The sequence below is a fragment of the Nonomuraea sp. NPDC050643 genome (assembly GCF_040654715.1).
Taxonomy (GTDB): domain Bacteria; phylum Actinomycetota; class Actinomycetes; order Streptosporangiales; family Streptosporangiaceae; genus Nonomuraea.
This window is the reverse complement of the sequence record NZ_JBFAIM010000032.1, coordinates 17,429-36,900: the sequence shown is the minus strand read 5'-3', so window position 1 is coordinate 36,900 and position 19,472 is coordinate 17,429. Positions and strand designations below refer to the sequence as shown.

Below are 19,472 nucleotides of genomic sequence, written 5' to 3'. Positions count from 1 at the left end.
AGGCTCTGATTACGGCTGCCCTGAATCCTCCTGATGTTAGCGAGAACATGGCCAAGCGATAGCTCGGTGCAGGAAGAGGCCCACGTGCACGGTCCCCCCGACATCACCCGCCGGCATCTCCTCGGCGGCAGCCTCGCACTTCTCGGCGCGGCGGCCGCGGGCTGCGCCATCCCCGTGGGGCTCGGCTCGGCGCAGACCCGCGTCCAGTACTGGCATTTCCTCGGCGCGAGCGACGGGATCATCATGAACAAGATGGTCCAGGCGTTCGGCAAGGCGAACCCGGACGTCTTCGTCGAGGAGAACGTGCTCGCGTGGGGCGAGCCGTACTACACGAAGATCGCGATGGCCGGCTCCGGCGGGCGTTCGCCCGACCTGGCCACCTTCCACCTGGCCCGCCTGGCCGGGATCGGCGCCGGGCAGATCCTCGACCCCATCAACGTCAAGCTGCTGGAGGAGGCCGGCCTGCGGGGCGCCGACTTCAGCCCGCCCATCTGGGAGCGCGCCCACATCGACGGCGTCCTCTACGCGATCCCGTTCGACGCCCACCCGATGGTGCAGTACTACAACACCGACATCTGCGCCAAGGCCGGCCTGCTCGGCTCCGACGGCAAGCTGCTGCCCACCAACGGCGTCGACGAGCTGATCGCCCAGCTCACCAAGGCCAAGGAGGTGATGGGCGGCAAGCCGCCGCTCGCCTTCGACGCGCTCGGCCTCGGCACCGTGGGCCCGTGGCGCGTGTGGTACTCGCTGTACCCGCAGAGCGGGGGCACCCTGCTGTCCGACGACGGCACGACGATCACGATCGACGACGCCAAGGCGCTGGAGGCGCTGCGGCTCATGCGCCGGCTCGGGCAGGAAGGGCTGTGCGACTGGCGTACCGACTACGGGGCCTCCGTCGCCAACTTCACCAACGGCCAGGCGGCTTTCCTGTGGAACGGCGACTGGGAGACCACCGGGCTCAAGGAGCGCAAGACGCCGTTCAGCATGACCCGCTTCCCCAGCGTCTTCGGCACCGGGGCGGCGCAGGCCGACTGCCACGCGTTCGTGCTGCCGCACCAGCGCAACCGGGATCCGCAGGTCGAGCGGGCCACGTACCGGTTCATCGCGAACCTGGTCAAGAGCAGCGCGGACTGGGCGGTGGCCGGGCACGTGCCGGCGTACCTGCCGGCGCTGGAGGAACCCGACTACCTCGCGCTGCAGCCGCAGTCGGAGTACCGCTCGGTCATCACCGAGGTCGCCCTCGACCCGCAGGCGTGGTTCGCCGGGTCGGCCTCGCGGCTCTGGATCGAGTTCGGGGAGGCGTTCTCCCCGGTCATCAGCGGCACGCGCACGCCTGAGGACGGCCTGGCCGCCGCGAAGGCGTCGCTGACCAGGCTGCTGTCCGCCCCGAACCCCTTCCCCGACGAGGAGCGCTAATGGCCACCACCGTCGCGGCCCCCGCGACCGCCGCCCCTCTCGCCAAGGCCAAGGTCCGGCGCGGCTGGACGCAGCACGGGCTGCTGTTCGTGGGGCCGTTCCTGCTGATCTACGTGGCCTTCCTGGTCTGGCCGACCGTGCTCGGCTTCCAGATGAGCCTGTCGAGCGTCAACATCGCCGGCGGCAACAACCATTTCGTCGGGTTCGGGAACTACTTCGAGGCGTTCGCCGACCCGCGCATGTGGCGCTCGCTCTGGAACACGCTGGTCTTCACCGTGCTCAGCACGATCCCGCTGGTCTTCCTGGGCCTGGTGTTCGCGCTGCTGGTGCACAACCTGCGCTTCATGCAGTGGCTGTGGCGGCTGTCGTTCTTCGGGCCGTTCCTGCTGCCGTCGGCCGTGGTGTCGATCCTGTGGCTGCAGATGATCTACCCGCCCGACTACGGCCTGCTCAACGGCACGCTCGGCACCGACGTGCTGTGGCTGGGCGACCCGTCCGTGGCCATGTGGTCCGTGGTGCTGACCACGGTGTGGTGGACGGTCGGCTTCAACTTCCTGCTCTACCTCGCCGCCCTCCAGTCCATCCCCGCCCACCTGTACGAGGCCGCCGCCATCGACGGCGCCTCCGCCTGGGACAAGCTGCGCTCCATCACGCTGCCCCTGCTCGGCCGGACGACGGCGCTGATCGTGGTGCTGCAACTGGTGGCCTCGCTGAAGGTGTTCGACCAGATCTACCTCATGACCGGCGGCGGCCCGCAGGACTCCACCCGGCCGATCATCGAGTACGCCTACGACGTCGGCTTCACCGGTTACCGCATCGGCTACGCGTCGGCGGTGTCGTACATCCTGTTCGTCCTGATCGTCATCGTCTCCCTTGGGCAGCTCCGGCTGTTCCGCAAGCGCGAGGAGGTCACGTCGTGACCAAGCGGTTCAGCTTCAGCCAGCTCGTCCTGCTGGCGGTGGCGCTGGTCCTGGCGGCCGTCTGGCTCGCGCCCGTCGCCTGGGCGGTGGCCACCTCGCTCAAGCCCGAGAGCGAGACGACCAAGATCCCGCTGGAGTGGTTCGGCAGCCAGATCACCTTTGACTCCTACGAGCTGGTCCTGGCGACCGGCGGCATCGTCAAGTGGGCGGTCAACTCGACCATCACCTCCGTGATCGTCACGTTCCTGACCGTGCTGTTCTCGGCGATGGCGGCGTACGGGTTCGCTCGCACGCAGTTCAGGGGCCAGCGCGTGCTGCTCGGCCTGATCCTGGCCGGGATCATGGTGCCGCCGCAGGTGCTGATCGCGCCACTGTTCGCCGAGATGGTCACGCTGGGACTGGTGGACACGTGGTGGGCGATCATCCTGCCGCAGGTGGCCGCGCCGCTGATCGTGTACATCCTGTTCAAGTTCTTCCAGGACGTGCCCCCCGAGCTGGAGCAGGCCGCGTTCGTGGACGGGGCGGGTCGCTGGCGGGTGTTCTTCACCATCGTGCTGCCGCTGTCGCGTCCCGTCCTGGCGGCGGTGTCGATCTTCACGTTCATCAACACCTGGAACAACTTCCTCTGGCCGTTCCTGGTGTCCACCGACCCGAACACGATGACGCTCCCGGTGGGCCTGGCCAACGTCGTCCAGGGCACGTTCGGCCTGCGGTACGCCCAGATCATGGCCTCCGTGGTGCTGGCCGGGCTGCCGCTGCTGGTGGTGTTCGTCATGTTCCAGCGGCAGATCATCCGCGGCGTCGCGCACACCGGCCTCGCCGGTCAGTGACCCGGGTACGCCCTCAACTCGTCACACCTGTCCGGGACACCCCGGTAGCGCGGAATCTCCTGGCGGTCGAGTCCAGCCGGGCGCGGGCATCGCGCTGGATCCCGGGCAGGTCCTGCGGTGGCGCGCCCGGCCAGGCGGACCAGGAAGGGAGGCGTGAGGGGCGGCCGGGAAGCTGCCAGGGGTCGGCCCGGGTCTCGGCGCGGATGCCGGGATCGGGGGAGAGCAGGGCGCGGAGCCTGCTCCGGCACGTCCTTGGCCCGGACCGATCGTCCATGGGTGAGAGGGTGGTGATGAGCGATCAGAGGGCGGCAGCGAGAAGCCCCAGACTCCCGAACCTGCCGGGAGCTGGGGCTTTGATCACTTCATGGTGGACGATACTGGGATTGAACCAGTGACCTCTTCCGTGTCAGGGAAGCGCTCTCCCGCTGAGCTAATCGTCCGTGGAGGTGGCGACGGGATTTGAACCCGTGTGGACGGCTTTGCAGGCCGCTGCCTCGCCTCTCGGCCACGCCACCGAGTCAAATCTTCACTCCGAGCGGAAGACGGGATTCGAACCCGCGACCCTCACCTTGGCAAGGTGATGCTCTACCACTGAGCCACTTCCGCACTGCTGTCTCGACAACTCTAGCGGGTTTTTGGACCAGATGCTTACTCAGCGGGGCTCCTTGCGGAGTTGGCGGGCCACGCTGCGCTCTGTGGCGGGCAGGCTGAGGAAGATCTCCAGGATCCTGGTGAGGCGGTGGACCTCGATGCGGTGGAAGGCCGGGCCCTCGGAGCGGGCCAGCAGGAGGGACAGGGCCAGCGGGGGCAGGGGCGCGTGGATGACGTGCAGGTCGCCGGGCAAGGTGAGGGCCGTGGGGCGGGACGGGGTCTCGCCGGGGACGGCCAGGTCGTGCGGGGCGCGCCAGCTCGCGTAGACGACGCGGTCCTCGGCGGTGGTGGCGGCCCAGTCGGCGCTGAACAGGACCGGGAGGGAGTCGATGAGGGTGGTGAGCGCGCGGTCGCCGGCCGTGGTGATGTATTTGAGGATCTCCAGCTCCGGGTAGGTGCCCGGCGCCTCGCGGGTCGTCCAGATGCCCTCGACCGCGACGTCTCTGACGCTCTGCAGGCTCTTGACCAGGGCCTGTCTGGGGGTGCTGTCGGGGCAGAAGATCGTGATGTCGTCCAGGGCCTGGCCGGCGCCCCGGTCGAGGACGGTCACCTGCGTGATGTCGGCCCCCGCCGCCCCCAGGACCTTGGTCACCTGCGCCAGCGAACCGGGCCGGTCGGGCAGCGCGACGCGCACTCGAAGAAGCATCCATCCCCTCCACTCAAGATGCCGTTCACAGCCTATCCGCCGAATACCGGTTACGGCCTGACCTGCGCTACAACTGAACGCGTGAAGATTGGGCCGATTGGGGTGTGGCCGCCGGTGGTGCTGGCGCCGATGGCGGGCATCACGAACGCGCCGTTCCGGGTGCTGTGCCGGGAGCAGGGCGCGGGGTTGTTCGTGTCCGAGATGATCACCACGCGGGCGCTCGTCGAGCGCAATCCCAAGACCATGCGGATGATCAGGTTCGCGGAGTCGGAGAAGCCCAGGAGCATCCAGCTCTACGGCGTCGACCCCGACATCGTCGGGCGGGCGGTCAAGATGATCGCCGAGGAGGACCTGGCCGACCACGTCGATCTCAACTTCGGCTGCCCCGTGCCCAAGGTGACCAGGCGGGGCGGCGGGTCGGCGCTGCCGTACAAGCGGAATCTGCTGCGGCGGATCCTGCGGCAGGCGGTGGCGAACGCCGGGCCGTTGCCCGTGACGATGAAGATGCGCAAGGGCATCGACGACGATCACCTGACCTATCTCGACGCCGGGCGGATCGCGGCCGAGGAGGGGGTGGCCGCCATCGCGCTGCACGCCCGCACGGCCAAGCAGCACTACGGCGGCGTCGCCGACTGGGACGCGATCGCGCGGCTCAAGGAGGCCGTGCCCGAGATCCCCGTGCTGGGCAACGGCGACATCTGGTGCGGCGACGACGCTGTCCGGATGGTGGCGCGGACCGGGTGCGACGGGGTGGTGGTCGGGCGGGGCTGCCTCGGGCGGCCGTGGCTGTTCAGGGATCTGGAGAACGCCTTCAACGGCGACCCGGAGCGGGCCCGGCCTTCGCTCGGCGAGGTCGCCGAGGTGATGGCCAGGCACGCCGAGGGGCTGACCGAGTGTTTCGACATCGAGCGGTACGCCGTCGCCGACTTCCGCAAGCATGTCGGGTGGTATCTGAAGGGGTTCACCGTCGGGAGCGAGCTGCGGCGGGAGCTGGCCACGGCCGAGTCGCTCGACGGGCTGCGGGAAGGGCTGGCCAAGCTGGAGCACGACCAGCCGTGGCCGCCCAACACCGACACCCCGAGGGGGAAGTCGGGAGAGCGGTCCAAGGTGCTCCTGCCCGACGGCTGGCTGGACGATCCGTGGGACTGCGTGATCCCCGAGGACGACGCGGAATCGGAGATCTCCGGCGGGTGAGTCAGTGGGGTCCGGCGACCTCCGTGCCGCACGGGCCGCCGCCGGCCGACGCTTCGAGCCGCACGCGTTCGCCCGACATCGTCATCGTCGGGTAGTACTCCGCGATCCGCTCGGCCGAGCGGCCCACGTAGTGGCAGATGAAGCTGCGCCGGAAGCGGTCGGCCGTGCTGTTCGGCTCCGAGCCGTGCACCAGGCTGCCGTTGAAGAAGAGCACGTCGCCGGGGTCCATGTCCACGGGCACCCGTTCGAGGCCGGGTGGCGGGGGTACGTACTCCCTGGTGAACGAGACGTCCTGGTCGGCCTCCTCTGGGCAGAACAGGTCCATCTTGTGGGTGCCGGGCACGACCTCCAGGCCGCCGTTGGCCCGGTCCACCCGGTCGAGCGCCACCCAGGCGGCCACGCACGTGCCGGGCTCGACCCGGAGATAGAAGTTGTCCTGGTGCAACGCCTGGCCCCTGGCACCCGGGGGCTTGAAGTAGAACATGCTCTGGGCTGCTATCGGCTCCTCCTCGAGCAGGTCGCGGAGTATCGCCGCGATGCGCGTGTCGAGCAGGTAGCGCAGGGCCAGGTCGTTCACCTCGTGCGGGTGCATGATCCGCGGATAGTCACGCAGGATGTCGTACGGCCGGCCGGGTTCCTGCGGCTGGGGGGCGAAGTGCCCCGGGATCGGGCCCCTGGCGTGCAGCGCCATGAACGCGTCGCGCAACTCGGCCACCTCTTCGGGGGCCAGGAGGGCGGGCACCAGCAGGAACCCCTGATCGTGGAAGTCGTTGAGCCTCATGCCTCTCACGCTAAGGAACGGGATCGTGCGACGGTATGCCTGTGACCGCTGAGGACCTGTCTGTTCCTGCTGCCGAGCTGATGATCGTGGGCCACTACGACAAGGCGGCCGGCTATGCCACGCGCCGCGCCGGCGGGTCGCCGAGCTGGCTGCTGCTGTGGACGGAGGCGGGGGCGGGGTTCGTCGAGCAGGGCGGCAGGTCGTGCGAGGTGGGGCCGGGGGATCTGGTGGTGCTGGGGTCGGGGGTGGCGCAGCACTACCGGGTGCCGCCGGGGGCCGGGCGGTGGCGGTTCTGGTGGGTGCACTTCCAGCCGCGCGTGACCTGGACGGCGTGGCTGGGGCCCTATGCCGGGGATGGCGGGCTGCATCTGGTGGCGGGGGTGCCTGTGGCCGTACACGAGCGGATCGGCTCGGCCTTCCGGCGGGCGATCCAGGACGCCCGCTGGACACCGGACGCGCCGGCCCCGGCCGACGCCCGGGTGCCCGCCCCGGAGGTGGAGGTGCGGGTGCCGGCCGTGGTCGTCGGCGGGCCCGCGCGGGAGCTGGTGCTGGGAGCGGTGGAGGAGGTGCTGGTGCTGGCCACGGCGTCGGCGCGGCCCGCGGGGGCGAGGGTCGGGGAGGAGGGTGACGAGCGCGTACGCCGCGTCCTGTCGATCATCGCCGCCGAGCCGGGCGCCCCGCACTCGGTGGCCTCGCTCGCGCGCGCGGTTGCCCTGTCGCCCTCCCGCTTCGCCCACCTGTTCGCCGAGGAGAGCGGCCAGACCCCCATGCACGCCGTACGCCAGGCCCGGGTACGCCACGCCGCCGGCCTGCTCGAGGTCACCGACATGGACGTCGGCCAGGTGGCGACGGCCTCGGGCTTCGTCAGCCCGTTCCACTTCAGCCGCGCCTTCAGGAAGGAGTACGGCCTGCCGCCCCGCGACTACCGCGCCCGCCTGCGCGGCACAAGCGGCTGACCGTCACCGGCTGACCGTCACCGGCTGACCATAACCGGCTGACTGTCACCGGCTGACTGTCACCGGCTGACTGTCACCGGCTGACTGTCACTGGCCGGCTGTCACCGGCTGACCGGCAGGGGGCCCTTGTCGGGGGTGAAGAGCTGGTCGTCGAGGTGGTCCACGGCGTAGTCGATCGCCCCGACGACCACGCACTCGTCGCCCAGCGTCGAGGCCCGCACCTCCGGGATGCGCATGCAGGCGCGCTCCAGCCGCGCCCGCAGCCGGTCGAGGAGCACGTCGGCCGAGCGGGAGAAGCCGCCCCCGAGCACCACCATCTGCGGGTCCAGGATGAGGACCATCGCGGCCGTGCCCACCGCGAGGTCGTCGACGTAGCGCTCGACGGCCTCGATCGCGACCGGGTCGCCGTGGCGCGCGGCCGCCAGCGTGAAGCCGGCCGCGTCCTCGGGCGGCGTGCCCGCGGGGACCGACGCGCACGTGTTCAGGTGTTCGGGGGCGTCGAACCAGCGGGCCTCGGGCAGCATGGAGATCTCGCCGGCCGCCGCGCCGAACCCCCTGTGCACCCTGCCGCCGATGATGAGCCCGGCGCCCATGCGCCTGCCGACATGCAGGAACACCACGTCTCGCGCGCCCTTCGCGACGCCCCGCCGGGTCTCGGCCATGGCGGCCAGGCGGCTGTCGTTCTCGATGAGCACCTGGCACGGGAACATCTCGCCCAGCCTGCCCGCCAGGTCGAGGTCGCGCCAGGCGGGGACCGCGGCCGAGTAGATGACGCGGCCCTCGACGTCGATGACGCCGATGGTGCCGACCGCGATCATCCACAGGTCCTCGGCCGTCGTGCGGCTGAGCGCGAGACAGCCGGACACCGCGCGCCCGATCGCGGCCAGGCGCTCCTCCAGCGGGTCGTCGGGCAGCACCGGCTGCCGGGTCTCCGCGAGGATCTCGCCGTCGAGGTCGGACAGGGCGGCCCGGATGTTGTGACCCCCTATGTCGACGCCCACCAGGTAGCCGCTGTCGGCGCGGAAGCGGTAGCGGCGGGCGGGGCGGCCCATCGTCCCCGGGCTCGGCGGCACCTCCTCCACCCAGCCCAGCGCCATGAGCTCGTCGGCGACCTCTTTCATCGACGGCCGGGACAGCCCGGTGCGTTCGGCCAGCGCCGACAGCGTGAGCGGCCCGGATCCGCGTAGCGCCCGGATGGCGGTCAGCGAGTTGAGCTGCCGCAGCCGGGAGAGATCGCCGCCGCGTAGATCCGCCATCGCCCGTCCTTAATGTAAGTGTCCTCTGTAATTAAGGATTATGCCAGCCGCTCGCCCGTTGACCACCCAGGAACCACGGTGCTACTAATGAAGCGCTCCTTCGTAAGTCGAGAGGAATGAGGGACTGATGCCGTTCGCGGACGTCGGCGAGATCAGGTGCCGCCCCCATGAGGCACGGGTGTTCGAGCACGGCTGGCAGTCGTGGAGCCCCACGGGCGCCTACCGCTGGACCGACACCCCGCCGCGCCCGGCCGACGCGACGATCCAGATCCTCGCCTACCGCCCCGAGACGCCCGTCCCGGACCGGACCTTCCAGGGGGAAGGGCTGCTCGCGATCGAGCCGGGCGACGGGTCCGTCGAGCTGTGGTCGGCGCCGAGCCTGCACGAGGTCCCCTCCATCCGGGTGCGGGAGGAGGCCGGCCGCCTGGTGATCTCCGCCGACGGGCCCGTCCGCCACCACCGCGCCGAGGGCGGTCTCGGTCAGGCCCTGCGCGACTGGGCGGGCACCATGGCCGAACCGCGCGCGTTCCCCGCCGTCCCGCCCATGTGGTGCACCTGGTACGGCTACTGGGACAAGGTCACCGACGCCGACGTCATCGACAACCTCCGGCTCTCCGAGCGGCACGGCCTGGGCGCCGACATGTTCCTCATCGACGACGGCTACGAGGCCGAGATCGGCGACTGGCTGGAGGCCCGGCCCGGGTTCGGCTCGCTGGAACGGGCCGTGGACGCCGTACGGGGAGCCGGGCGGCGGGCCGGGATCTGGACCGCGCCGTTCCTCGCCGGGCACCGCGGCCGGATCGTCCGCGAGCATCCCGACTGGCTGGTCGGCGGCGCGTACGCGGGCCGCATGTGGGACCAGGACCTGGCCGTCCTCGACGTCACCCACCCCGATGCCGCCGCGTACCTGGTCGAGGTGTTCCGGACGTTCGCCGCGATGGGCATCAGCCACTTCAAGCTCGACTTCGTCTACGCCGGGGCGTTACCGGGCCTGCGGCGCGAGGACATCGACCCGATCGCCGCGTACCGGCTGGGCCTCGAGCTCATCAGGCAGGGCGCCGGCCCCGAGGCCACGCTGCACGGGTGCGGCGCGCCGATGCTGCCCAGCATCGGCCTGGTGGACGTCATGCGGGTCAGCCCCGACATCGCCCCCACCCTCCACCCCAAGTCCGGCGACATCAGCCAGCCCTCGCAGCTCGGCGCCCGGCTCACCGGCGCGGCCCGCGAGTTCCTGCACGCCCGCTGGTGGGTGAACGACCCCGACTGCATCATCCTGCGGCCCGAGGTGGAGGCCAGGGCGGAGTGGGCGGCGCACATCGAGGCCACGGGCGGGCTGCGCGGGTCGAGTGACCCGATCGCGGCGCTCGACGCGTGGGGGATGGAGACGACCAGGCGGCTCATGGTGCCGACGGCGACGGAACCGTCGTGACCAGTCACACGCTGCGCGAGGCGGGCGTCCGGCGGGCCAAGGCCGTTCGCCGGCGGGGGACCGGCTGGCACGCGTACCTGTTCGTCGGCCCGAGCCTGTTCGGCGTCGTCGCGTTCCTGCTGCTTCCGATGGTCATCGTCCTGGTGCTGAGCCTGTTCGACTGGGAGCTGCTGTCGGCGCCCGAGTTCGTCGGGCTGGAGAACTACGCGCGGCTGGCCGCCGACGGCGAGACCTGGCACTCGCTCTGGGTCACCGTCGCCTACGTCCTGCTCTGCATCCCGCTCCAGACCGTGCTGGCGCTGGCCCTGGCGATGCTGCTCGACCGGCGGATCAAGGGCCTCAGGGTCTTCCGCTCGCTGTTCGTGATCCCGTGGATGGCCACGCCGATCGTGCTCGGCCTCGTCTGGAACTGGATCTTCGACCCCCGTGAGGGCGCGCTCAACAGCGCGCTCGCGCTGGCCGGGATCACGGGGCCCGACTGGCTGTCCGACCCGGCCTGGGCGCTGCCGGCGGTCGCGCTGGTCAGCGTCTGGCAGCACACCGGCTACAGCATGCTGTTCTTCCTGGCGGGGCTGCAGGGCATCCCGAAGGAGCTGCACGACGCGGCCTCCACCGACGGCGCCACCCCGGCGCAGCGGTTCTGGAGGGTGACGCTGCCGCTGCTCAACCCCACGATGTTCTTCGTCACGGTGACGAACCTGATCGGCGCCTTCCAGGTGTTCGACACCGTGTACGCGATGACCGACGGCGGCCCGAGCCGCAGCACCGAGGTGCTCAACTTCCGGATCTTCCAGACGGCCTTCAAGGAGTTCGACTTCGGCTACGCCGCCACGCTGTCGACGCTGCTCTTCGTGATCATCCTCCTGGTGACGCTGGCGCAGGTCAGGTTCTTCGGCAAGCGCACCACCTACGACGTGAGCTGAGGCGGCCATGGTCAAGCGAATCCTGCTCTACGCCACGCTCGCCCTCGGCGCGTTCGTGTCCGTCTTCCCGTACCTGCTGGTCGTGCTGACCGCGTTCAAGACGCAGGCGCAGCTCAGCTCGACCGCGCCCTGGCTGCCCGGGCTGCCGCCGACCGTGGGCAACCTGGCCGACATGCTGTCCGGGGACTTCCCGCGCTTCATCCTCAACACGGCCGTGATGACGGCGCTGCTGACGGCCGGGCAGCTCGTGTTCACCACGTTCGCCGCCTACGCGTTCGCGCGGCTGCGGTTCCGAGGCAGGGACGTGCTGTTCTGGCTGTTCGTGGCCACGATGATGGTGCCGAGCGCGGTCACGATGATCCCGCTGTTCCTGATCATGCGCGAGCTGGACCTGGTCAACACCTGGTACGGCCTGCTCGCCCCGTACGTGCTCGGCACCCCGTACGGGATCTTCCTCATGCGGCAGTTCCTCAAGAGCCTGCCCGCCGGGCTGGAGGAGGCGGCGCGGATCGACGGGGCCGGGCCGCTGACGATCCTGTTCCGGGTCATGCTGCCGCTCTGCCGCCCAGCGCTCGGCACACTGGCGATCATCACGGTGATCTCGTCGTGGAACAGCTTCCTGTGGCCGCTGATCATCACCAGCGGCGACGACACCAAGGTCATCACGGTCGCGATCGCCACGCTCAAGGACGGCATCGGCGTGGACTACCACCTCATGATGGCCGGCAGCCTGATCGCGCTGGTGCCGATGGTGGCGATCTTCGTCTTCTTCCAGAAATACATCGTCAGGTCGGTGGTCCTCACCGGCCTCAAGTAAGAAGAGGTCAGCGGATGCTGAAGAACCCCCCGATTCGCTGGACCCTGCTCGCGGCCGTCGTGCTCGCCCTCACCGGGTGCGGCGGCGCGGGCTCGGACCCCTCGGACGGCTCGGGCACGGTCACGTTGACGTACCGGCTCTGGGACGACCAGCAGAAGGCCGGCTACGAGAAGGTGATGGCCGCCTTCGAGAAGGCCAACCCGGGCATCGACGTGCGGATCGAGCTGCTGCCGTACGACCAGTACTGGACGAAGCTCACCGCCGACGCGGTCGCCGGCACGGCGCCGGACGTGTTCTGGATGACCCCCACCCAGTTCCCCGAGTACGTCACCAAGGGCGTCCTGGCCCCCGTCCAGATCGACGCCGCGAAATACCACCAGACCGTCGTCGGCTCGTTCACCTACGAGGGCAAGCAGTACGGCGTCCCGAAGGACTGGGGGACCGTCGGCCTGCTCTACAACAAGGACCTGTTCAAGCAGGCCGGCGTGGAGATGCCGGACAAGCTCACCTGGACGGCCGACGGCACCGGCACCCTGCTCGACACGGCGCGCCGGCTCACCGTGGACGAGGCCGGCAAGCACCCGGACGAGGCCGGCTTCGACCCGGCCAAGGTCAAGACGTACGGCTTCGCCTCCTGGAACCACTACCAGACCCAGTGGATGAACTGGGTCGGCTCCAACGGCGGCAAGCTCGTCGACAAGCCCTTCGGCACGTACGTCTTCAACGACGCAGCCTCGGTGCAGGCCCTGCGGTTCGGCGTGGACCTGGTCAACAAGCACCACGTGTCCCCGCCCGCCACCCGGACCAACCCGCCCACCGGCAAGGTCACCGACATGTTCAAGGCGGGCCAGATCGCCATGTTCCCCGCCAACAACGCGCTGCTGCCGTTCGTGGCGCCCGAGTCGACGTTCGAGCTCGGCGTCGCCCTCATGCCGGAGGGCCCGGCGGGCCGCTCGGTCAACCTCAACGGCCTGGCCGAGGCGGTGTACGCCAAGAGCGAGCACCCCGAGGAGGCCATGAAGCTGGCCGCCTACCTCGGCACCGAGGAGCCGCAGAAGCTGATGGCCGACGGCGGCTGGGTGCTGCCCGCGCTGAACGGCCTCTCGCAGGGCTACGTGGACTACTGGAAGGCCAAGAAGATCGACGTCGCGCCGTTCGTCGAGGAGGCGGCGGGCACGACCTTCCCCCTGCCGATCACCACCGGCTTCACCGGCTTCGAGACGAAGCTTAACCAGATCTTCAACGAGATGTACCTCGGCGAACTCTCTCCGCAAGAAGCGGCAGACCAGGCTGTCGCCGCAGGCAACGCCACCGTCAAGTAAAGGACCCCCATGATCACCCGGCGTTCACTCTTCGCCGGGGGCGCGAGCCTGGGCATCTCCGCCGCACTGGGGGCCACCCCCGTGCGCGCGGCCGCCCGGCCCGTCCCTCTGACCGACCCCTTCCAGCTCGGCGTCGCCTCGGGCGAACCCACCCAGGACGGCGTGGTGCTCTGGACGCGCCTCGCCATGGACCCGGTCGCCCTCGACGGCCTCGGCGGCATGCCGGACCGCACCGTCCCCGTCCAGTGGCAGCTCGCCACCGACGAGAACTTCCGCAACGTCGTCCGGCACGGCACCGAGGACGCCCGCCGCGCCGAGGCCCACAGCGTGCACGTCGAGCTGGAGGGCCTCACCGCCGGTGCCGAGTACTTCTACCGCTTCAAGGCCGGCACCGAGCTCAGCCCCGTCGGCCGCACCCTCACCACCCCCGCCCCCGGGATCCGCGCCAGGCCGCTGAACCTGTCGTTCACCTCCTGCGCCGACTACCAGACCGGCTGGTTCACCCCGTACCGCAGGATGGCCGAGGACCAGCCCGACCTGATCGCCTTCCTCGGCGACTACATCTACGAGTACGGCGACTACAAGTACCCCGTCCGCGACCAGGCCGGCGGCGAATGCCTGGACCTGGCCGGATACCGCCTGCGCCACGCCCAGCACAAGGCCGACCCCGAGTCCCGGATCGCCCACGCCATCGCCCCCTGGGTCGTGGTGTGGGACGACCACGACATCGACAACGGCTGGGCCGGCGACGTGCCCGAGCAGCCCGACCCGCCGTTCCTCAAGCGCCGGGCCGAGGCGTTCCAGGCGTACTACGAGAACATGCCGCTGCGCCGCGCCCAGAAGCCGGACGGCGCCGCGCTCCGGCTCTACCGCAGCGTCCGGTGGGGCGACATCGCCAACCTGCACCTGCTCGACACCCGCCAGTACCGCGACCTGTACGCCTGCACCGGCAAGAGCGGCACGGTCGGCCCCGACTGCCTGGACCGCTTCGAACCTAACAGGACCATCCTCGGCCGCGACCAGGAGGCGTGGCTGGACGCGCGGCTCAAGAGCTCGCGCGCCACCTGGGACCTGCTCGGCCAGCAGGTCTTCTTCATGGAGATGGACTGGACGAACGGCGAGGGCAAGGGCTACTCGAACGAGGGCTGGGACGGCTACGTCGCCTCCCGCAACCGCCTGACCGCCGCCATCGACGCCTACAAGCGCAACGCGGTCGTGCTCACCGGCGACGTGCACTCGCACTGGGCCGGCGAGGTCAAGCGCGACCACCAGGACCCGGGGTCGAAGTCCGTGGCCGTCGAGCTGGTCACCACGTCGGTGACGAGCGCGGGCAACGGCCTGGACGAATATCCCAACACGCAGATCCTGCTGGACGAGAACCCGCACGTGAAGTTCTTCAACGGCCGCCGCGGTTATGTGCGGACCCGGATCACCGGCCAGGAGATGAAGGTCGACTTCCGCTCCCTGTCGCGTGTCACCGAGCCGTACGCCCCCGCCTACACCTCCGGCTCGTTCGTCATCGAGCCCGGCCGCCCCACGCTCAACCCCGCCTGACAGGACCCCCATGCGCACCATCACGGCCGCCGCCGCGGCGGCCCTCCTCGCCATGCCCTTCTTACCCGTCCTCCCCGGGCCGACCTCGGCCGCGTCGGCCGCGTCGGCCGAGGTCGGCCCGCCGATGGGCTGGAGCAGCCGCACGCTCGGCTGCTCGGTCTCGGAGCAGTCGGTACGCCAGGCCGCCGACGCCCTCGCCCCCCTCACCCCGCTCGGCTACCGGTACGTCATCATCGACGACTGCTGGCTCGCCCCCCAGCGCTCCGGCGCGGCCCTGGCCCCCGACCCCGCCCGCTTCCCCGGCGGCGTCGCCGCACTCGCCGCCTACGTCCACGGCAAGGGCCTGAAGCTGGGCCTCAGCCTGTCGGCCGGCACCAAGGCCTGCGCGGGCGGCGGCCCCGGCTCCTACAGGAGCGAGGCCGCCGACGCCGCCCAGGTCAAGGCGTGGGGCGTGGACTACGTCAAGTACGACTGGTGCAGCGTCCCCACGGCCGACTTCCCCGGCCAGAACGTGCAGCAGATCGCCCAGGCCCTCTACCCGCCCATGCGCCAGGCCCTCGGCACCGACGTCACGTTCGCCATGAACAACGAGGACGGCAGCACCGTGCCCTGGCTCTGGGGCAAGGACGCCGGCGCCACCACCTGGCGCACCAACGTCTACAACCGGCCCATCGCCGACTCCTACGCCACCATGGTCGACATCTGGGAGTTCAACCAGCTCAGAGCCGAGTACGCGGGCCCGGGAAGCTGGGCCGACCCCGACCTCGTCCAGGCAGGGCGCGGCGGGATGACCGAGACCGAGTACCGGACCCAGTTCACGCTGTGGGCCATGGGCGCGGCCCCGCTGATCCTCCAGGCCGACCCGGCCAAGGCGCCGGCCTCGGTCGTCGCCAACCCGAAGGTGATCGCCGTGGACCAGGACCGCCTGGGCGCGCACGGCAGGTTCGTCACCACCGACGGCTGGTACCACGTGCTGTCCAAGCCCCTCGACAACGGCGACCGCGCGATCGCGCTGTTCAACGAGAGCGACCGGGCGGCCACCATCTCCACCCGGCTCGGCGGCTACCGCCACCGCGTCGAGGAGCTCTGGAGCGGCGCGGTCTCCGCCACGACGGGAGAGCTGTCCGCGCAGGTGCCCGCGCACGCGGCGCTGCTCTACCGCGTCGGCAAGGGCGGGGAGGAGGCGCCGCCCCTGGTGACGTTCGAGGCGGACCCGCCGGCGTTCCTCGGCGACGACCGGCCCACGGTCCTGGAGCCCGGCGTGCCCGGCGAGATCGTCACCCGCGTCACCAACACCGGGGGCACGGCGCGGCTGCGGTCGGTCGAGGTGACGGCGCAGGCGCCGCAGGGCTGGCGGATCGAGGCCCGCACCCCGGCCAGGACCGGCGGGCTGGCGGCCGGCGACACGTTCACCGTGACATGGGCCGTCACCCCACCCGCCACCCCGGGAACCCACGAGCTCACCTTCCGCCAGGGCGGGCAGAGCGCCACCGCGGTCGTGACCGTGGCGAAGGCCCCGGGACCCGGCCGGATGTACCTGAGCGACCTGGCCTGGACCAGCGCCAAGAACCACTTCGGCCCGGTCGAGAAGGACGCCAGCAACGGCGAGCGCGCCGCGGGCGACGGCCGCCCCCTCACCATCGAGGGCGTCCGGTACGCCAAGGGCCTCGGCGCCCACGCGCCCGCCGAGATCGAGTACTACACCGCCGGCCGCTGCTCGGCGGTCGAGTTCCAGGCCGGGATCGACGACGAGGTCGGCCAGGCCGGGTCGGCCGGGTTCGAGGTCTGGGCCGACGGCGGCCGGGTCGCCTACTCCGGCCTGCTCACCGGGGCCATGCCCGCCCGCAAGGTCACCGCGCCCGTCGAGGGCGCCCGATTCGTCCGGCTGGTCGCGACCAACGGCGGCGACAACGCCACCTCCGACCACGCCGACTTCGCCGACGCCACCATCACCTGCGAGTAAGGAGCTTCATGATCGTCCCCAAGCCCGTCAAGCACGAGCCCCGGCCGGGCGCGTTCGTCCTCGACGGCCGGACCTCGCTCACCGCCGACCCGGCACTGGGCGAGGTCGCGGCCTGGCTGCGCGCCGAGCTGGCCCCCGTCACCGGCGGGGAGCTGCTGCCCCGCCCGCCGTCGGGGGAGGGCCTGGGCACGATCACGCTGGCGCTCGGGGAGCTGCCGCCGGAGGCGTACCGGCTGACGGTGGGGCCGGAGGAGGTCGAGATCGTCGCGGGCGGGCCCGCGGGGGCGTTCTACGGGGCGCAGACGTTCCGGCAACTCCTGCCCGCCGCCGCGTTCAGAAAGGCGCGGGGCGGCCCGGTCACGGCACCGTCCACAGGGCCGTTCACAGGGCCGTTCACAGGGCCGTCCACCGCGCCGTTCATGGTGCCGGGCGCGTACGTCGAGGACGCGCCGCGCTTCGGCTGGCGCGGCGCCCTGCTCGACGTCGCCCGGCACTTCCTGACCAAGCACGAGGTGCTGCGCTTCATCGACCTGATGGCCCTGCACAAGCTGAACGTGCTGCACTTCCACCTCACCGACGACCAGGGGTGGCGGATCGAGATCCGCCGCCATCCGCGCCTGACCGGGGTCGGGGCGTGGCGCGCGGAGAGCCAGACCGGCTGGAACGGCGCCATGGACGGCCGCCCGCACGGCGGCTACTACACCCAGGACGACCTCAGGGAGATCGTCGCCTACGCCGCGCGGCGCCACATCACGGTCGTCCCCGAGATCGACCTGCCGGGCCACACCCAGGCCGCCATCGCCGCCTATCCGGAGCTGGGCAACCTCGACACCCCGCTGGAGGTGCGCACGACGTGGGGGGTCGGCGTGAACGTGCTCAACGTCGAGGACTCCACCGTCACGTTCTTCCAGGAGGTGCTGGAGGAGGTGCTGGAGCTGTTCCCGAGCCCGTACGTGTGCGTGGGCGGGGACGAGTGCCGTAAAGACCAGTGGCGGGCCAGCCCGGCGGCGCAGCGCCGCATCGCCGAGCTGGGGCTGCGCGACGAGGACGAGCTGCAGAGCTGGTTCATCCGCGGCTTCGGCGCCTTCCTGGCCGCGCGGGGGCGCCGGCTCGTCGGCTGGGACGAGATCCTCGAGGGCGGCCTGGCCCCCGGGGCGGTCGTCGCCTCGTGGCGGAGCGAGCTGGGCGCGGTGGCCGCCGCCAGGAGCGGGCACGACGTCATCAACTGCGCCAACACCTCCCTCTACTTCGACTACCGGCAGGGCCCGGGGGAGGCCGAGCCGGTGCCGTTCGGGACGGTGCTGACGCTGGAGGACGTCTACGCCTTCGAGCCCGTCCCGGCCGGGCTGCGCGACGACCCGGCCGCCGCCGCCCGCGTCCTGGGCGCCCAGTGCGGCGTCTGGACCGAGCTGATCGACTCGGGGCGGCGCGTGGACTACATGGCCTTCCCCCGGCTCGCGGCCTTCGCCGAGACGGTGTGGAGCCCTCCCGGGCGCGACCTGTCCGGCTTCCGCGCCCGGCTGGCGGCCCACCTGGAGCGGCTGGACGCTCTCGGCGTGGAGTACCGGCGGGCCGACGGCCCCCTGCCCTGGCAGACCAGGCCGGGGGTGCCGGGGCGGCCGGAGACGCCGGAACGGTGGCAGGCCAAGATCGACGCCTGGACCAGCAACCTCCGCTAGACGCCGCTAGATGTCCACGTGGCCGCCGCTGCGCCAGTAGACGTTGTCCTCACGGGACAGCAGTTCCTCGTCCACCAGGTAGCGGCGCAGCGCCGCGTAGTCGTCGTGGAAGGCCCGCAGGGCCACGTTGACGTCCTTCTCCGCGTAACGCACGCCGGGCTCGAAGACCGTCGCGATGTAGCGCAGCACGACGAGCCGCTTGTCGCGCCGCATCGCCATGGTCGTCAGCCGCCCGTCCACCAGGAACGTGCGCAGCACCCGCTCTTCGGGGCTCAGCTCCTCGGCGGGCTCGGCGTGCGCCCGCAGCAGGTCACGGAACCGCTCGGGCGTGGCCCGCCACTTCCCGTCGTCGTCGCACGCCGCGAGGCCACCGGCGGCCAGCTTCCGCAGCGACTTGGGGGAGAGCCCGCCGTTGGCGCCCAGCACGAGGGAGGCGAAGGTCCGCAACGTGTCGTCCTGGTAGAGCAGCCCGAGGACGCGCCTGATCTCTTCGTCGTTCACTCATACCATTTTGACCCATGATCTCAGCACTGTTGCTCGCGGCCACGGTCGCCATCCCCACCAACTTCCTGCTGTACGAGAAAGCCGCCGCCACCAAGGACGACAACCCGGAGACGAGCTGGTCGGCCGGCTCCAGGAAATCGGCGCCGCTCGTCGTCGACCCGTGCCAGAAGGGCAAGGCGGGCCAGGCGGGGCGCACCCAGGCCAGGACGCTCATCTACACGTCGGTGCCCGACTACGCCAAGTCGGAGCAGGTGGTCCTGTACGCGTCGGCGGCGGCCGCGGGCAAGGCCCTGCGCGACGTGGAGGCGGCCGTACGCTCCTGCGGCACCAAGGGCTACCGCTACTCCGCCAAGGCGCTCGCCCTCGGCGACAGGGCGCTGTCGGTCACCGGCCAGGCGTACGAGGGCAAGAAGCCGGCCGTCGGCGGCGACCGGGCCATCGTGACCCGGCGGGCCAACGCCGTGATCATCTACGCGGTGTCAGGAGAGTGGGGCACGCCCAAGGCGGCGGACTTCAAGCAGCAGACCAAGGACACCAAGCGCATGCTGGCCAAGGTCTGCACCATCGCCGATTGCTGATTTCATGAAATGTCTCGATCTTGGGACATTGTCATGACACGAACTCGACGTTT

18 protein-coding genes and 3 tRNA genes are annotated in these 19,472 nt (G+C 70.8%); 13 read left to right on the top strand and 8 right to left on the bottom strand.

What is annotated here, in order from left to right; translation table 11 throughout:
* Nucleotides 1-84 precede the first annotated feature (84 nt).
* Genes AB0I15_RS35465 through AB0I15_RS35455 form a run of 3 tightly spaced genes read left to right on the top strand, consistent with a single transcriptional unit; the run spans nt 85 to nt 3,166 of the window.
* Nucleotides 85-1,416 carry an extracellular solute-binding protein gene (locus AB0I15_RS35465; protein WP_358105325.1) on the top strand — a complete coding sequence of 444 codons (1,332 nt, stop codon included), beginning with the start codon at nt 85-87 and terminating at the stop codon, nt 1,414-1,416.
* Nucleotides 1,416-2,336, top strand: a complete 921-nt coding sequence (locus AB0I15_RS35460; protein WP_358105323.1) for a sugar ABC transporter permease — start codon at nt 1,416-1,418, stop codon at nt 2,334-2,336. The genes AB0I15_RS35465 and AB0I15_RS35460 overlap by 1 nt, the downstream gene beginning before the upstream one ends.
* Nucleotides 2,333-3,166 carry a carbohydrate ABC transporter permease gene (locus tag AB0I15_RS35455; RefSeq protein ID WP_358105320.1) on the top strand — a complete coding sequence of 278 codons (834 nt, stop codon included), beginning with the start codon at nt 2,333-2,335 and terminating at the stop codon, nt 3,164-3,166. The genes AB0I15_RS35460 and AB0I15_RS35455 overlap by 4 nt, the downstream gene beginning before the upstream one ends.
* 13 nt (nt 3,167-3,179) lie before the next feature.
* Here AB0I15_RS35455 and AB0I15_RS35450 read toward each other — a convergent pair whose 3' ends face one another.
* From AB0I15_RS35450 to AB0I15_RS35430, 5 genes are all read right to left on the bottom strand, one after another.
* Nucleotides 3,180-3,440, bottom strand: a complete 261-nt coding sequence (locus AB0I15_RS35450) for a hypothetical protein (RefSeq protein ID WP_358105317.1) — start codon at nt 3,438-3,440, stop codon at nt 3,180-3,182.
* 91 nt (nt 3,441-3,531) lie between these two features.
* A tRNA-Val gene (locus AB0I15_RS35445) sits at nt 3,532-3,606 on the bottom strand.
* Between the two features lies 1 nt (nt 3,607).
* Nucleotides 3,608-3,681 (bottom strand) — tRNA-Cys (locus AB0I15_RS35440).
* A gap of 19 nt (nt 3,682-3,700) precedes the next feature.
* Nucleotides 3,701-3,772 (bottom strand) — tRNA-Gly (locus tag AB0I15_RS35435).
* 46 nt (nt 3,773-3,818) lie between these two features.
* Entirely contained in the window at nt 3,819-4,463 is a 645-nt protein-coding gene (locus AB0I15_RS35430) for an ACT domain-containing protein (RefSeq protein WP_358105314.1), read from the bottom strand.
* Between the two features lie 81 nt (nt 4,464-4,544).
* On the opposite strand from AB0I15_RS35430, the gene dusB reads away from it, so the two are divergent.
* On the top strand, nt 4,545-5,657 hold the full coding sequence (gene dusB / locus AB0I15_RS35425; protein WP_358105311.1) for a tRNA dihydrouridine synthase DusB: 1,113 nt from the start codon (nt 4,545-4,547) through the stop codon (nt 5,655-5,657).
* A gap of 1 nt (nt 5,658) precedes the next feature.
* Here the strand turns inward: dusB and AB0I15_RS35420 are convergent, their stop codons facing one another.
* Nucleotides 5,659-6,438, bottom strand: a complete 780-nt coding sequence (locus tag AB0I15_RS35420) for a phytanoyl-CoA dioxygenase family protein (protein ID WP_358105308.1) — start codon at nt 6,436-6,438, stop codon at nt 5,659-5,661.
* Between the two features lie 41 nt (nt 6,439-6,479).
* Here AB0I15_RS35420 and AB0I15_RS35415 point away from each other — a divergent pair, with 41 nt between their 5' ends.
* Complete coding sequence (locus AB0I15_RS35415) at nt 6,480-7,394, top strand: AraC family transcriptional regulator (protein ID WP_358105305.1); 915 nt, start codon at nt 6,480-6,482, stop codon at nt 7,392-7,394.
* A 101-nt stretch (nt 7,395-7,495) separates the two neighbouring features.
* Here AB0I15_RS35415 and AB0I15_RS35410 read toward each other — a convergent pair whose 3' ends face one another.
* A complete protein-coding gene (locus AB0I15_RS35410; RefSeq protein WP_358105302.1) occupies nt 7,496-8,650 on the bottom strand; it encodes an ROK family transcriptional regulator in 1,155 nt (384 codons plus the stop codon).
* Nucleotides 8,651-8,777: 127 nt separating this feature from the next.
* Here AB0I15_RS35410 and AB0I15_RS35405 point away from each other — a divergent pair, with 127 nt between their 5' ends.
* Genes AB0I15_RS35405 through AB0I15_RS35375 form a run of 7 tightly spaced genes read left to right on the top strand, consistent with a single transcriptional unit; the run spans nt 8,778 to nt 18,337 of the window.
* Nucleotides 8,778-10,079, top strand: a complete 1,302-nt coding sequence (locus AB0I15_RS35405; RefSeq protein ID WP_358105299.1) for a glycoside hydrolase family 36 protein — start codon at nt 8,778-8,780, stop codon at nt 10,077-10,079.
* A complete protein-coding gene (locus AB0I15_RS35400; protein WP_358105295.1) occupies nt 10,076-11,002 on the top strand; it encodes a sugar ABC transporter permease in 927 nt (308 codons plus the stop codon). Before AB0I15_RS35405 ends, AB0I15_RS35400 begins: the two co-directional genes overlap by 4 nt.
* Nucleotides 11,003-11,009: 7 nt before the next feature.
* Nucleotides 11,010-11,819, top strand: coding sequence for a carbohydrate ABC transporter permease (locus AB0I15_RS35395; RefSeq protein WP_358105291.1), 810 nt, complete (start codon nt 11,010-11,012; stop codon nt 11,817-11,819).
* Nucleotides 11,820-11,833: 14 nt separating this feature from the next.
* Nucleotides 11,834-13,141: a sugar ABC transporter substrate-binding protein gene (locus tag AB0I15_RS35390; RefSeq protein ID WP_358105287.1), complete on the top strand. Its 1,308-nt coding sequence runs from the start codon at nt 11,834-11,836 to the stop codon at nt 13,139-13,141.
* A 9-nt stretch (nt 13,142-13,150) separates the two neighbouring features.
* Nucleotides 13,151-14,695, top strand: coding sequence for an alkaline phosphatase D family protein (locus AB0I15_RS35385; protein ID WP_358105284.1), 1,545 nt, complete (start codon nt 13,151-13,153; stop codon nt 14,693-14,695).
* Between the two features lie 10 nt (nt 14,696-14,705).
* The gene (locus AB0I15_RS35380) at nt 14,706-16,658 is read left to right on the top strand and encodes an NPCBM/NEW2 domain-containing protein (protein ID WP_358105281.1); all 1,953 of its coding nucleotides are present in this window, start codon (nt 14,706-14,708) and stop codon (nt 16,656-16,658) included.
* Nucleotides 16,659-16,666: 8 nt separating this feature from the next.
* Complete coding sequence (locus AB0I15_RS35375) at nt 16,667-18,337, top strand: beta-N-acetylhexosaminidase (RefSeq protein ID WP_358105279.1); 1,671 nt, start codon at nt 16,667-16,669, stop codon at nt 18,335-18,337.
* A 6-nt stretch (nt 18,338-18,343) separates the two neighbouring features.
* Here the strand turns inward: AB0I15_RS35375 and AB0I15_RS35370 are convergent, their stop codons facing one another.
* Nucleotides 18,344-18,838, bottom strand: a complete 495-nt coding sequence (locus AB0I15_RS35370) for a DUF2087 domain-containing protein (RefSeq protein WP_358105277.1) — start codon at nt 18,836-18,838, stop codon at nt 18,344-18,346.
* A 17-nt stretch (nt 18,839-18,855) separates the two neighbouring features.
* On the opposite strand from AB0I15_RS35370, the gene AB0I15_RS35365 reads away from it, so the two are divergent.
* The gene (locus AB0I15_RS35365; protein WP_358105275.1) at nt 18,856-19,419 is read left to right on the top strand and encodes a hypothetical protein; all 564 of its coding nucleotides are present in this window, start codon (nt 18,856-18,858) and stop codon (nt 19,417-19,419) included.
* Nucleotides 19,420-19,472 lie beyond the last annotated feature (53 nt).

Coding starts and splice junctions, on each gene's coding strand:
- AB0I15_RS35460 (WP_358105323.1), top strand. CDS start 1,416: ATGGCCACCACCGTCGCGGCCCCCGCGACCGCCGCCCCTCTCGCCAAG.
- AB0I15_RS35450 (WP_358105317.1), bottom strand. CDS start 3,440: ATGGACGATCGGTCCGGGCCAAGGACGTGCCGGAGCAGGCTCCGCGCC.
- AB0I15_RS35430 (WP_358105314.1), bottom strand. CDS start 4,463: ATGCTTCTTCGAGTGCGCGTCGCGCTGCCCGACCGGCCCGGTTCGCTG.
- AB0I15_RS35420 (WP_358105308.1), bottom strand. CDS start 6,438: ATGAGGCTCAACGACTTCCACGATCAGGGGTTCCTGCTGGTGCCCGCC.
- AB0I15_RS35410 (WP_358105302.1), bottom strand. CDS start 8,650: ATGGCGGATCTACGCGGCGGCGATCTCTCCCGGCTGCGGCAGCTCAAC.
- AB0I15_RS35405 (WP_358105299.1), top strand. CDS start 8,778: ATGCCGTTCGCGGACGTCGGCGAGATCAGGTGCCGCCCCCATGAGGCA.
- AB0I15_RS35395 (WP_358105291.1), top strand. CDS start 11,010: ATGGTCAAGCGAATCCTGCTCTACGCCACGCTCGCCCTCGGCGCGTTC.
- AB0I15_RS35390 (WP_358105287.1), top strand. CDS start 11,834: ATGCTGAAGAACCCCCCGATTCGCTGGACCCTGCTCGCGGCCGTCGTG.
- AB0I15_RS35385 (WP_358105284.1), top strand. CDS start 13,151: ATGATCACCCGGCGTTCACTCTTCGCCGGGGGCGCGAGCCTGGGCATC.
- AB0I15_RS35380 (WP_358105281.1), top strand. CDS start 14,706: ATGCGCACCATCACGGCCGCCGCCGCGGCGGCCCTCCTCGCCATGCCC.
- AB0I15_RS35375 (WP_358105279.1), top strand. CDS start 16,667: ATGATCGTCCCCAAGCCCGTCAAGCACGAGCCCCGGCCGGGCGCGTTC.
- AB0I15_RS35365 (WP_358105275.1), top strand. CDS start 18,856: ATGATCTCAGCACTGTTGCTCGCGGCCACGGTCGCCATCCCCACCAAC.